This window comes from Photobacterium leiognathi, assembly GCF_030685535.1.
Classification (GTDB): Bacteria; Pseudomonadota; Gammaproteobacteria; order Enterobacterales; family Vibrionaceae; genus Photobacterium; species Photobacterium leiognathi.
Map to the genome: position 1 here is coordinate 599,707 of NZ_CP131599.1, position 12,673 is coordinate 612,379.

Below are 12,673 nucleotides of genomic sequence, written 5' to 3' on the forward strand. Positions count from 1 at the left end.
AATCACAAGGCATGTTTAATTAATAAATAGCGAAAAATGTCAATTTTTTGACTGGTTTGATGCAATTTAGATAAACGAGATAATATTTCCGTTATTTGCTTAATATGATAAATGCGTTATTTATGTCTTATTTTCACTGCTTTTATCTTTATTCTTTTTGTCAGTTAAACATTCCGTGTAATCATTAAATCCTTTACTTTGACACTGAATCACATTTTCTTTGAGTTTATTTAGTTCGGCTTTGTTACGCACAGAATACACAGTGCCATTAGTACAAGAGATAGTGATCATGCCATTAGGTGAAAACTGGTAGCCTTCAACCTCACTACCGCAAGGATTAAAATCAACACCTGCATCAACGCTGACTTTTTTCGGCACAACTCTGACATTCTCTGTCACGCAGCCAGTTAAGCTCATAGGAGCTATGATAAGTAGTAAAAGGGCAGAAGTGGGCTTCATGTATATTTCCTGTCAGTGTCATCGTCATAAATTATGGAGAGTCTTGCCAGTGGATGCAATAACAGCAGTTGCTTGCTTATCTTTCTTGTTTCGTTGTACAGACTTTCAGCCTTATTTGACTGCTTTTTGCATGAATAATGATCCAATTGGGTCGGAATTACCATTTCTCGATGATAGTCGGTAGAATAGCGTAGTAGATTTTTGCTAAGTTAATTAAAGCCTTGCGAATTTTTAATGATGTTATACCCAAGTGGCTGGGTATGTTTATCAAAAGGGAGCAAAGATATGTTAAATGATCTGCTGTGGTTTGTTCCTTTTATCGCCTTGTTTTTGATCTTCAATTTATTTATTAGAAAGCGCAGATCGCTGCGTCGAGAAAGTGGTTTCTCTGCTTTGAAAAATCGCATTGTTTCCAGTGTTCAAGCGATGAGAGACGTTGAAGATGAAGTTGAAGACGATGAAACCGAAGCAGAAGTAGAACCAGAGCCGCCAGTAACGACAAAAAAAGCAGTGAAGCCTAAACCTGCAAAGAAACCAAGAAAGCTGAAACCAGAAGAGCACAACAATGCTCAAATTGATGGTGAACATTGGCTTCATGAAAAAGCGAAACGAACACGAAGTAAAAAAGCGCAATAGATAGGAACAGATATGACCAAAAAAGAAAAAAAGCTGTGGACAGGTTATAACTGGTTTGACGTCATCATTAGAATTGCCGTGCTTTTGGCACTGGTTTACGTAGCGATGATGATCAAAGATTTCTTCGCCGTTGATGCCTGTTTAGACGCCGGAAACAGTTTTAACTATGACACTGACAGCTGCGAAATGGACGTTTAGATTCCGTACCTCACTATTTTAATCACACTCAAACTAGGGATATTTAACCCGTTAAATATCCCTCTTTCCGCTAAATACCAGCAAACCCCTGCTTATTTTTATCTAACTTTACGTCTTTAGTTGACAAAAAATTCATCTCGTCATATATGTATAATCATATATATGAAAAATCGTATGTGAGTTTTATGGAAACACTATCATTCTTCAAAGCCATGGCGGATGACACTCGCCTTAAAGTACTTATGCTCCTTAGCTTAAAAGGGGAGCTTTGTGTCTGTGATCTACAAAATGCATTAGAGATCAGTCAACCGAAAGTATCGCGTCATTTAGCGGAACTACGTCGTAATGAACTGCTGGTGGATGAGCGTCGTGCGAAGTGGGTGTATTACAAGTTAAACCCAGCTATGCCAGCATGGATGAATGACATTATTTCAACATCGTCACAAAACAGTCATCAATATTTAGAAGACTGTCTATCTCGATTGAATAGTGATTGCTCTAACTGCTAATCACAATTTATAGCCAGATTATTTATTAAATCTCAACGATATATTGATCATAGGTCACTACATGGAAATCAAAGACTTCTCATTACCGAATCTTGATGAAAGCCAGTTTAAACCAACGGTTTCTGAAGATTTAATCGCACCAAAATCGACGCATAAGCCACGTATTTTGCTGCTTTATGGATCATTACGTAAGCGTTCATTTAGTAAGTTAGTGATTGAAGAGTCAGCACGCTTATTAGTTAAAATGGGTGCAGAAGTACGTATTTTTAATCCTGAAGGTTTACCGCTTCCTGATGCTGAAGATCCAACACATCCAAAAGTGGAAGAGCTACGAGAATTAGTGCTGTGGTCAGAAGGGCAAGTGTGGTGTTCGCCAGAGCGTCATGGTTCGATGACGGGCATTATGAAAGCGCAAATTGACTGGATCCCACTATCAATGGGGGCTGTTCGTCCTACTCAAGGTAAAACACTGGCGGTAATGCAGGTGTGTGGCGGCTCTCAGTCGTTCAATGTCGTAAATCAGCTTCGTGTATTGGGTCGTTGGATGCGTATGATCACTATCCCTAACCAATCAGCAGTAGCGAAAGCGTTTTTAGAATTTGACGATAACGATCGTATGAAGCCATCAGGCTATTACAACCGCATCGTTGATGTAATGGAAGAGCTAGTAAAATTTACGTTATTAACGCGTGATAACAGTGATTTCTTAGTTGATCGTTATTCAGAACGTGTCGAAAGCGCAGAACAATTAATGCAACGTGTAAACCAAAAAGAAGGGTAAGAAAATGGGACTGTTTGAACGTTACTTAACAGTTTGGGTGGGGGCTGCCATTATTGCAGGTATTATTCTTGGCAGTGCAATCCCACAATTATTTAGTATGGTGGCATCGCTTGAATACGCACATGTTAATATCGTCATTGCGGTATTAATTTGGTTAATGATCTTCCCAATGATGATGCAGATTGATTTCTCATCGATCAAAGATGTGGGTAAAAAACCGAAAGGCCTAGTACTAACGCTGGTGATTAACTGGTTAGTAAAACCATTTTCTATGGCATTTCTTGGTTGGCTATTCTTTAAAGTTTTCTTCGCCTCTTGGGTTGAGCCAGAAACCGCTTCTCAATACATCGCAGGTATGATCTTGCTGGGTGTTGCACCTTGTACCGCAATGGTATTTGTGTGGAGCCAAATGACCAAAGGTGATGCGAACTACACCTTGGTACAAGTATCAGTAAACGATCTGATTATGATCTTTGCTTTCGCACCGATTGCTGCATTCTTGCTAGGTGTGACAGACATTACTGTGCCTTGGGATACCCTAGTATTATCAGTGGTACTTTATGTTGTGATCCCATTAGTGGCTGGTGCCATTACTCGTAAAGCGTTAGATAAATCAAACGACCATTCTCGTTTAGATAACTTATTAGCCAAGCTAAAACCATGGTCAATTATTGGTTTGTTATCAACAGTAGTTTTATTGTTTGGTTTCCAAGCTGAAACAATTATCGCTAACCCTGAAGCGATTGTATTAATTGCTATTCCACTATTGATCCAAACCTATGCGATTTTTGCTATTGCTTACTGGGCTGCAAAACGCATGAAGCTAGCCCACAACATTGCAGCACCCGCTTGTATGATTGGTACATCTAACTTCTTTGAATTAGCAGTAGCCGTTGCGATTTCACTATTTGGTTTACATTCAGGTGCAGCCCTTGCCACGGTTGTTGGCGTGCTGGTGGAAGTGCCTGTGATGCTGTCTTTAGTATGGTTTGCCAACCGTACCCGTCATTGGTTTGATGAAAACGAAATGCCATCAAACACTATTTCAAAAGTACACGGAGAGTAAAAACATGGTTGTTATTCACCATAATCCAGAATGTGGTACGTCAAGAAACGTGCTACAAATTATCCAAGATGCAGGCTATGAGCCAGTCGTGATTGAATACATTCAAGAAGGGTGGACCAAGCCTCAGCTTCAAGCGTTATTTGCAGCGGCAAACCTAACACCACGCACAGCACTGCGTACCAGTAAATCACCAGCTAAAGAGCTCGGTTTATTAGATGAAAGCGTGTCAGATGACGTGATCCTAGAAGCCATGCTAGAGCATCCAGTGCTGGTGAATCGCCCAATCGTATGTACAGCAAAAGGCGTGAAACTGTGTCGCCCAAGTGAAGCCGTATTAGACGTATTAGAAAACTGGCCGAAAGGACCATTAATCAAAGAAGATGGCGAAGTTATCATTGATGAAAATGGTAATCGCTTGTTGTAATTAGCATTACTACGAAAGCTGTAAAACAAAATAAAAGCTCTGATGAAAGTCAGAGCTTTTTTAGTTTTCAAACCCACAACACACTATTAATTCTTTACATTATTTCTTTTCGTTAATTTTTGTGTAATGCGCTGGAAAAAATAAATAGCAATATAAAAAGTAAGGCTAAAACAAGTATGGTCACATCAACTTCAAGATTAATTAAGTAGTCAATATCAGATTCAATGTTTATGAGTAAATTGAGGTTTCTATGATTGGTTTAAATGAGTTGCTTTCATTAAAGTCTGATATGTTAGCTAAGTATAAAGTGAAGTATGTTCGCCATAAAGACAGTCGAAAAGAATACCGTGAATTAATTAAAGATAGAGAAGAGCTATTAAAGTATCAGGCTCATCAATCAAAAAATGTATTTAAAGACTGTGATTATATCATTTCATTTTTTGGTCAAGATGGTGCTAAATCTCTATTTATTGGTACATTTAAAGTTAATGGTTGGTACGAGAGTGCTGGTGAGTTTCATTATGATTTACAAGAAGTAGATATTTTTGAAGACTTTAAAGATCGTCTTGTTGTTGATTGGGGAAAAGCAACTCTCTCATGGCATCAATGGGCAAACGATAATGATAAAGAAGTCGTTGAAATGTTGCCAAAAGGCTACTTAGGTGAGTTTCCAGGATTACTCAATTTCATTCTAGACTTTGATGAATTAAAACAATTACACAATAACATTGATGCTAATAAAGAATGGTATCACCATTTGTCTTCAGTTAATGGTGTTTACCTTATTCTGGATGAAAACGCAGGAAAGCAATATATCGGTTCTGCCTATGGTAAAGATGGGCTATGGCAACGATGGAGTGAATATGCTCGCAGTGGTCATGGTGGAAATAAACTGCTAAAAGAATGTTTTGTTAACGATGCTAATTATGCAAGAAACTTTAAGTTTACTGTTTTGCAATCATTACCAAGTAATACAACCAATAAAGAAGTGATTAATATAGAAAGCCTATATAAGAAAAAATTAGGTACTCGTTTATTTGGTTTAAATGATAATTGATTTTAATCCGATAGCTAAAAATACTTCTTACTTTTATCAAAATAAATCTATCAATTAAATGTGTTTTTTGTGACTAATGCTATGAAAAATAATGATTTTTTTGAGTAAAATGCTGTTTATTTAGCGTATTAATAGAGCGTAAAAGTAAGAATGCTTATTAATATACTGTTATGCACTTGAAATTAATTGTTTTTAGTTATGAAAGGAGTAAAAATGGAATTAGTAAAAAATGGAGAGCTTCAATTTCCCGTTTATCATCAAACATCGTCAATATTTCTTAGCTCGATACAAGAAAATGGATTTTGTGGCATTAATGTTATTGAAAAATACGGGGTATTTGATTCGTTAAATAAAATTATTTCATATGCTAAAGAGCATAATATAGACATTCCGTTTGACCTATCTTATATGGTTAAACAAGAAGCAAAAAATGGTTTTAATTTTCGTCATGGGGGAGGATATGTAACTCCATCCAAAACGTCAGCTATAAGATACGCTACAAGTAATAAATTTGGTTCTGAACTTATAAGTCATACTTTAGGGTTTGCAGATACTTTAAAAAATATGGGGCATAATATTGATTTATTATTAAGCCTTGAATTATTAGATATAATGAAGTTACAGCCATTCCCGATACTATTGAAGATTACACATTTACCAGTAAATGTGTTGCAAGGGGAAAATAAAGAACATGTAGATAAAGTTTTAAGTCATATTCGAGAGTTTGCAGGTGAACCTGGAAGTAATTTATTTGAAGTCCTAACTCAACAATTAAACTTTGAGATAATTAAAAAGTTGTCGATTGATAAAATTGAAATTTATAAAATTATTTTTTCAAAGACGGGATCTCAAATATTTCCTGAATATGAATTAATTGAATTAAAACGTGCATAACAAAGCAATCAACACGATTTACTACGTTCGGCGTTGTATGTTTGTCTTTAGTTTCAGTGATTAAGGCAGTAAAATTCAACTAAGTCTGTATCGTAGTAAACGTGTTATTGCGGCGTTAGTTGCCTTCAAGCATTTACCTCATGGAAATATTTTAGAAAAGGAGCCTTAGTTGGAAGACTTTGAAATTGTCGATTTAGCAATTGACGTTTTATCGAATGTTACAAGCTTAGTAAATGAGAGCTTATACTCTGAGCTAGGCGGAGAACTCAAAATCCTATGGAGTACGAAGAATTATTTTTATGCTTGTGCTTCTGTCGGTTCAGAGGTTGATGAACCTCCCAAGCATTACATTACGTTATCTTATGAAACTGCAGTTTTGCTTTATCGCGATATTGAGCTCTATTCGAAATATATAGAGTCTGGTATAGATAATGGAATGTTTGATAAAATCTTTAAAGACTTCAATTATCCTAAAACACTTTTCTTTCATTCTGATCAAGAACTAAGCTGCAAGCAAATGTTTATAAGTGGGGTTACGTGGATTTTCTATCACGAATTGGGTCACCTCATTCAAGAGCATGGATATATAAGAAAGAAGCATGGTTGTCATGTCTGTACCGATATAGTTGACTGCGCATCTAATGATATTGAAAATCATACTGTACTCTCAGGTAGAGCTTCAGCTGTTTCACATGTTACGGAAATGGCAGCTGACTACTATGCGACAGTTTCATGCTTAATTGCGTTACTGATGCACTTCGAAGGTGAAGAGTTAGAGGCAGAGACAAGAAGTTTTACTTCTGCATTGGCTCTTGTTTTATATCGCTTTCATGGAATTAATCCGTACGAACGAACAGAAGTTCCATATGGCTCGCATCCTCAACCATTAATTAGGCTTGAGCAAACAATGCCTCTAATCTTTGAGTTTTATGACAAGTTCGATCTTGCCGATGAAAAAAGCTGCAATTTAAATAGAGCAGACCTTGTTAATATGACTTCCTGGTCATCATTCACTGCAGGAATTTTTTGGCTTAAAAAAGGAAATCAGAAAGGCATTCCGGAAGACTTTATGATTTCAGGAAGTTTACAAAGACCGGGTATGATTGAATATCATAGAGTTATGGTGGATATCTGGGATGCAATTAATCCTGAGATAGAGAAAGTTAAAAGGCACTCTAATCCATATGCTGAATTACAGTTTAGTGACCAGTACAGAAAAATTCTACAAAATGGCGGCTAGAAGGCGCCTGGTTAAAGTTAGTGTTTTGTACGAAATATAGCAACTAACAAATAAGGATATGTGTCGCGAAGCCGACACCTATCCGGAGTGTTGGACAAGCCCAAGCCACCTTATATAAGTAATTATTGGAAATATCATGAAGGGTGATGACAAAAGCAGTCGAGCGTTATCCTTGGCGTGACCAAATAACTTTAATGCTCTGATTTGTAACAAAATTCCCTTAATTACATTACATGTTGGCAATAGGGGTAATGGATAGAACATCTCATTACTTCAATGCAGGCGTTAGCTGTTAAAACAGTTTCGTGTATTCAAATAGGCAGTAAAGTTGAAAATTTTAATTACAGGTACGGCGGGTAGAGTAGGTCGTGCAATCTACATCAACTTAATGAAAAACCATGAAGTTGTTGGAATAGATAGGACACCATGTTCAACCGCTGATTACGTTGGGGATATCCGTGATACAGCTTTATTGAATAAAGCTTTAGAAGGTGTTGAAGTTATTATTCATACAGCGGCTCTCCATGCCCCTCATGTAGGTTTGGTATCTGACAATGAATTTGAAGACATTAATATAAAAGCAACCGAGCAATTAGCCTTGCTGGGTGTAAAAAAGGGCATTAAACATTTTGTGTTTACGAGCACGACAGCCCTTTATGGTTTTGCATCAACACCAGAGGGAATCGCGGGTTGGGTGAATGAAACAGTAACGCCAAGCCCTAAAACGATTTACCAGAAATCAAAGATTCAAGCAGAACAGATACTTGAAAATATCTCTAATTTATTCAATTTACCTGTCACTGTTCTTCAAATGTCTCGCTGTTTCCCTGAGCCAGTAAACTTAATGGCTGTTTATCGTTTAACTCGTGGCATTGATGCCCGAGATGTTGCCAGTGCTCATGCTTGTGCTGTAGAAAAACGTTTATCGGGTTTTAGACGTTATATCATTTCCGGACAAACACCATTTAGCAAAGCATGTTGTGAAAGGCTGTATCAAAACGCGGATGAGATTATACGAGAGTTTGCTCCAGATATTGCTGAAAGCTTCGCGAAGCGAGGTTGGCGTTTACCTCAATCACTTGATCGTGTTTATGATTCAACGTTGGCACAACAAGAACTCGCTTGGCAGCCAAAATATGGTCATGAGAGCGTCTTAAGTATGCTCGATAATGAAAGTGCTGAAGTTCTCCCGATCATAAGCAACAACTAAAAAATAAGGATATGTGTCGAGTAGTCGGCACATATTAGCTTTGGCGAAAATTTATAATTAAACCTTCTTAAAGACTGACGCATTAATGCCATTCTTTTTATTCTAGCCGAAAATCTCCTCTTAATTGATACATGTTGTTTTTCCAATTTCAAAACATGTAATCAATCACGATCAATTTAAATGGTAATCCTTAAATGAGTATTCAACCGTGTGCGGTTTGAGATAGTTAACATGTTTAGTGATGTATCTAACTAACGAGTAATGGGATGGAGTGCACTACTATCGTTATTGATGGTTGGCGTTCATTTATTTTGTTCGGTGGGGTGACTAAGGTGATATTGATAAAAATTATCTGAACGGATAGATAACCATAACGTAAGGATACAAAAATGGTAAAAAATTACTTTAGAGTTAAAAATATATTTAACTATATTGGTAGCCTTTGTTTAATTACAGCGAGTAGTTCGGCTGCTGCATTTTATGATGCATACCCTGAAAGTGAAGGGCCTTATATTAGTGGTCCAGCATCTGAAAATTTACAGTGGTTAGGTGAAGATTTCTCAAGTTACACCGATGGTCAGCAACTAGAATGTTCGAACAATAAAAATGCCATAGATCATTTTGATGTTACTTCAGGATGTTTACAGGCTAAATATGTGGACAGTTGGAAACTAGGTTGGACGGACGATAAAGTCTTTCGTGTTGTGGCGATTGGTAAAGACAGTAACGGCAGTGAAATAAAGTACACCGATCAAACGAATCAATATCGGGCGTACATTAAAACATGGAAAAATTCCGGCTCTATACCTGCGTGGTCTGGTTTACATGCGTTTGCTCGTTATCAAACATCTGATGACTTATATGTTGGCTCTATTCGTTATGACGGTAATGTCACGATTAAAGTTAAATACCAAGGGGCTTATACCACTCTTGCTCAAACCAAATTAACCAATGGCGTTAAAAACTACCTTAATACACAAGGTAAACTTGCTGTTGGTAAATGGTATGACATTCACTTTTCTGTTGTGGGTAATAAATTAACACTCGCTCTTGATGGTGTTGAACTATTGTCTGTTAACAACGATTTATTAACAGAGGGTACGATAGGTATCCGTACTGATAATCTTTCTGCTTATCTTGATGATTGGCAATTACTTCCTAGTGATTCAATTGTTGTCGATCCGCCAACCGATCCTGAAATACCAACCGATCCCGAAACACCAGCAGAAGTCGTTGAGTTTATCCCCGGAAAAACCAAAGTCATCAATGGTGATATCTATTCGTATGATGGACAGTGTTATCAAGCCAAAAATAACCCTGGTAGTTGGGAGGTTCCAAGTAATGCGTCATGGTTTTGGACTGCCGTTGAATGTGTAGATAACCCTTCGCCACCAACTGATCCTGAACTACCGACAGAGCCTGTGCCGCCAACAGATCCGCTACCACCAACAACCGCTGTTGAGTTTATACCGGGTTCAACAAAGGTTAACAATGGAGATACAGTTACTTATAACAATATTTGTTATCAAGCAAAGAACAGTCCGGGTAGCTGGGAAACGCCTAGTGCGAATTCGTGGTTTTGGGATGTGGTGACTTGCCCATAGTCACCACAATATAAAAGCCTCAGTCTAATTATCGGACTGAGGTTTATTTGCAAAACAGTTTAATAGGTTGGATAAACTAAGCGATCCTATATTAATTAACATTATAAATATTTATAAAGCTAAAGTTGTTCAGTAATGAACGGTTTTATATTTAAGTTATTGCTTATAATTATATTTGGTTAATATTGATTTTTCAGATGTCAATTATTGGTCATAACCCAAATCAGTGGCTTCGTATTAATATTGCCATCTTGTTTCTGATTTCTTTTATTGTGTGTGTTATCCAGGCTTAATGTTTATGCAATCAAAATAACCCTCCCATAAGCATGGAAAAGGGCGTTTAGGCTGGCCTCGCTTAAGATATCTTTCGACATGAGCATCTTTTAAACAGATGACTTCAGTGTCTGCACAAAAGAGTTACCTATAGAAAAACATATCGTAGGGAAAAGATTCGCTCAACGAAGTTAACGAACCAATCTGACATTGCGCTCACGATTTAAGGAGACTTGATCGTAGAGTTATAGGCTTTTCAAGAACAGAAGAAATGCATGATAAAATTATAGGGACATTCATTGAGCGGGATTTTTATTGTCCCGATTTGAATCATGACCTTATTTATACTCAATATTGTGGGCGGCGGTATTGGTGCACTTTTTTTAATCTTACCCATTTGATCTTTTTCACTTATCCGATGTTGGCAAGATAATACAATAAAGAAACGGTCACTTGATGTGACCGTTTTTGTTTGTGCGCCGAGCATGGTGTCAACCTAAGAGGTGAAAGTCCTTTACGCGCCTTGTCGAGCGGGAAGCGTTAGCCTATGCAAGGGTGTCCATAGTGAGGTGGAATCTGAAGGAAGCAAATGGCAAAACATAGCTTTGACGAATAGAAACCTGATAGTAGGCATAATCAACTTGGGTAACCTAGCAATAAATAGAACAGCCCAAAGTCTCGAACAGAAGTGTGATTATGTAAATCAGGCAGAGCTATGGGAAAGGGTGACATCTTACCTCGGGAGGTCTTATCGATTGTCTCCGTGACTAGGCTAGCAGTGATGCTAGACGAAGATTGATAAGAAGTCAGCAGAGGGCATAGTACCTAAGCAGTAGGGAAGGCCTGAACCAAGGCTTTAGATAAAACGGTAACAAATTCTCAGTGTGTGCGGAGTTTCAGTAAAGAGTAGAGTCCCTACAGCTACGTTATGAATATGCGGTGAAGTCGGAAATGGAACTGCAACTAACGAAGAGAGACAAGACACAGTGGCGTTGAAGTTAGATAGTTCATCTAGGCCAACAAATGTTGGTATACCTTGGAACCGCCGTATGCGACCCACGCTTGTACGGTGGTGTGAGAGGACGGAGGCCGCGAGGCCTCCTCCTACTCGATTGATTAAGTAGCTATTAACGCAAATGATCCATAACAACAAGCGCTGCTGCTAGGGTATCGCTACCAAAAGCAACGCTACGTTCAGGTGACCAACCGTATAAGCTATCAGGTTGGTTATTGTGATCTTTGAACGGCATTTCGATAGTGTAAGACAGACAATTAAACTGCTCAGCAACCCAGTTAGAGCCAACGGTTAGGTTTGCTTCACCTGGTTTATCTTTGTCGTAACCGTGTTCTACTTGGAACTCAGGAGTGATGGTTAACAGTGCTTGCTTGAACATATTTTCAAGGTTTTCTAGGCGAGCATCGTATGATGGAATACCTTCTGAGCCTGCAACGAAGTTATATGGGATAGCTTCATCACCATGAATATCTAGGAAGAGATCAACGCCTGTTTCAAACATCTTTTCACGGACATAGTACACTTCAGGGCTGTTTTCTAATGATGGTGTTTGCCATTCACGGTTAAGGTTTACACCAATTGCATTTAAACGTAAGTGACCACGGGCGCTACCATCTGGGTTCATGTTTGGTACTACGTAGAATACTGCTTTTTCAAGTAAAGCACGGCCTACAGTATCTGTTTCATCAAGTAGACGTTGTACTAAACCTTCAACAAACCATTCAGCCATGGTTTCACCTGGGTGTTGGCGTGCAATAACCCAGACTTTTTTCTTTTCAGTGTCGCTTGCTTCATCACCAATTACAAGCAGGCTCATATCACGGTTATCCAGTGTATGACCTAATGTTTCTAAGCGGCAGTTGTAGTGACTTTGTGCTAGATGTAGCAGATCTTGGTGGCGATCGTAGCTGTATGGTGCAAAGTAGGCAAAGTACATTGAACTGTTTTCTGGGATCACGCTAAAGCTTAATGTGTCGCCATCAAATTCAGATGGAATGCGGAACCACTCTTCACGATCGTAAGACGCTACTACATCATAGCCTTTCCAACCTTCAGGGTAAGCTGAATTTGCTAGGTCAAGAATTTTGAAGTTGTGTGTTTGCTGTGCTTCAGATTCTAAACGGAAGTGGAACCACTGGTGTAGCTCTGAATTGTTATCGTTAGGAATAGTCAGTTGAATATCGTCTTTGCTGTCAGCTTTTACGACGTTAATACTTCCACTTTCAAAGTTACTGAAAATTTTCATTTTATGTTTCTCATTATAGGTTTTAACCTCAAGTTACCACAAAGATAGACTGCCTATAATG

General features: G+C 38.1%; 13 protein-coding genes and 1 pseudogene. 12 read left to right on the top strand and 2 right to left on the bottom strand.

Going from position 1 to position 12,673, the window contains the following annotated elements:
• Nucleotides 1–120: 120 nt before the first annotated feature.
• The gene (locus tag Q7674_RS02775; RefSeq protein ID WP_237156736.1) at nucleotides 121–459 is read right to left on the bottom strand and encodes a Csu type fimbrial protein; all 339 of its coding nucleotides are present in this window, start codon (nucleotides 457–459) and stop codon (nucleotides 121–123) included.
• Between the two features lie 285 nt (nucleotides 460–744).
• Here Q7674_RS02775 and Q7674_RS02780 point away from each other — a divergent pair, with 285 nt between their 5' ends.
• The 12 genes and pseudogenes from Q7674_RS02780 to Q7674_RS02835 form a co-directional block, all read left to right on the top strand.
• Complete coding sequence (locus Q7674_RS02780; RefSeq protein ID WP_061012723.1) at nucleotides 745–1,095, top strand: hypothetical protein; 351 nt, start codon at nucleotides 745–747, stop codon at nucleotides 1,093–1,095.
• Between the two features lie 12 nt (nucleotides 1,096–1,107).
• Nucleotides 1,108–1,293, top strand: coding sequence for a hypothetical protein (locus Q7674_RS02785; protein WP_023934771.1), 186 nt, complete (start codon nucleotides 1,108–1,110; stop codon nucleotides 1,291–1,293).
• A 185-nt stretch (nucleotides 1,294–1,478) separates the two neighbouring features.
• The gene (locus tag Q7674_RS02790) at nucleotides 1,479–1,802 is read left to right on the top strand and encodes a metalloregulator ArsR/SmtB family transcription factor (protein ID WP_080562923.1); all 324 of its coding nucleotides are present in this window, start codon (nucleotides 1,479–1,481) and stop codon (nucleotides 1,800–1,802) included.
• Between the two features lie 61 nt (nucleotides 1,803–1,863).
• Nucleotides 1,864–2,583 carry an arsenical resistance protein ArsH gene (arsH, locus tag Q7674_RS02795; RefSeq protein WP_023934772.1) on the top strand — a complete coding sequence of 240 codons (720 nt, stop codon included), beginning with the start codon at nucleotides 1,864–1,866 and terminating at the stop codon, nucleotides 2,581–2,583.
• 4 nt (nucleotides 2,584–2,587) lie between these two features.
• A complete protein-coding gene (arsB, locus tag Q7674_RS02800; RefSeq protein ID WP_045063789.1) occupies nucleotides 2,588–3,649 on the top strand; it encodes an ACR3 family arsenite efflux transporter in 1,062 nt (353 codons plus the stop codon).
• 4 nt (nucleotides 3,650–3,653) lie between these two features.
• Nucleotides 3,654–4,073 carry an arsenate reductase (glutaredoxin) gene (gene arsC / locus Q7674_RS02805; protein ID WP_008989061.1) on the top strand — a complete coding sequence of 140 codons (420 nt, stop codon included), beginning with the start codon at nucleotides 3,654–3,656 and terminating at the stop codon, nucleotides 4,071–4,073.
• 250 nt (nucleotides 4,074–4,323) lie between these two features.
• Entirely contained in the window at nucleotides 4,324–5,130 is an 807-nt protein-coding gene (locus Q7674_RS02810; RefSeq protein ID WP_045063790.1) for a GIY-YIG nuclease family protein, read from the top strand.
• 213 nt (nucleotides 5,131–5,343) lie between these two features.
• Nucleotides 5,344–6,024, top strand: a complete 681-nt coding sequence (locus Q7674_RS02815; RefSeq protein ID WP_045063791.1) for a hypothetical protein — start codon at nucleotides 5,344–5,346, stop codon at nucleotides 6,022–6,024.
• A 169-nt stretch (nucleotides 6,025–6,193) separates the two neighbouring features.
• Nucleotides 6,194–7,264, top strand: a complete 1,071-nt coding sequence (locus Q7674_RS02820) for a hypothetical protein (protein WP_045063792.1) — start codon at nucleotides 6,194–6,196, stop codon at nucleotides 7,262–7,264.
• A 328-nt stretch (nucleotides 7,265–7,592) separates the two neighbouring features.
• Nucleotides 7,593–8,474, top strand: a complete 882-nt coding sequence (locus Q7674_RS02825) for an NAD-dependent epimerase/dehydratase family protein (protein WP_045063793.1) — start codon at nucleotides 7,593–7,595, stop codon at nucleotides 8,472–8,474.
• A 389-nt stretch (nucleotides 8,475–8,863) separates the two neighbouring features.
• Entirely contained in the window at nucleotides 8,864–10,078 is a 1,215-nt protein-coding gene (locus Q7674_RS02830; protein WP_052679874.1) for a hypothetical protein, read from the top strand.
• 360 nt (nucleotides 10,079–10,438) lie between these two features.
• Nucleotides 10,439–10,667: pseudogene (locus tag Q7674_RS02835) on the top strand (IS1 family transposase); the annotation flags it as partial.
• Nucleotides 10,668–11,478: 811 nt separating this feature from the next.
• On the opposite strand, the gene Q7674_RS02840 reads toward Q7674_RS02835, so the two are convergent.
• Nucleotides 11,479–12,612, bottom strand: a complete 1,134-nt coding sequence (locus Q7674_RS02840) for a M14 family metallopeptidase (RefSeq protein WP_045065035.1) — start codon at nucleotides 12,610–12,612, stop codon at nucleotides 11,479–11,481.
• Nucleotides 12,613–12,673 lie beyond the last annotated feature (61 nt).

Excerpts from the sequence above, each read along its gene's own strand:
- Q7674_RS02810 (WP_045063790.1), top strand. The coding sequence starts at position 4,324 with ATGATTGGTTTAAATGAGTTGCTTTCATTAAAGTCTGATATGTTAGCT.
- arsB (WP_045063789.1), top strand. The coding sequence starts at position 2,588 with ATGGGACTGTTTGAACGTTACTTAACAGTTTGGGTGGGGGCTGCCATT.
- Q7674_RS02775 (WP_237156736.1), bottom strand. The coding sequence starts at position 459 with ATGAAGCCCACTTCTGCCCTTTTACTACTTATCATAGCTCCTATGAGC.
- Q7674_RS02840 (WP_045065035.1), bottom strand. The coding sequence starts at position 12,612 with ATGAAAATTTTCAGTAACTTTGAAAGTGGAAGTATTAACGTCGTAAAA.
- arsC (WP_008989061.1), top strand. The coding sequence starts at position 3,654 with ATGGTTGTTATTCACCATAATCCAGAATGTGGTACGTCAAGAAACGTG.
- Q7674_RS02780 (WP_061012723.1), top strand. The coding sequence starts at position 745 with ATGTTAAATGATCTGCTGTGGTTTGTTCCTTTTATCGCCTTGTTTTTG.
- Q7674_RS02785 (WP_023934771.1), top strand. The coding sequence starts at position 1,108 with ATGACCAAAAAAGAAAAAAAGCTGTGGACAGGTTATAACTGGTTTGAC.
- Q7674_RS02815 (WP_045063791.1), top strand. The coding sequence starts at position 5,344 with ATGGAATTAGTAAAAAATGGAGAGCTTCAATTTCCCGTTTATCATCAA.
- Q7674_RS02790 (WP_080562923.1), top strand. The coding sequence starts at position 1,479 with ATGGAAACACTATCATTCTTCAAAGCCATGGCGGATGACACTCGCCTT.
- arsH (WP_023934772.1), top strand. The coding sequence starts at position 1,864 with ATGGAAATCAAAGACTTCTCATTACCGAATCTTGATGAAAGCCAGTTT.
- Q7674_RS02830 (WP_052679874.1), top strand. The coding sequence starts at position 8,864 with ATGGTAAAAAATTACTTTAGAGTTAAAAATATATTTAACTATATTGGT.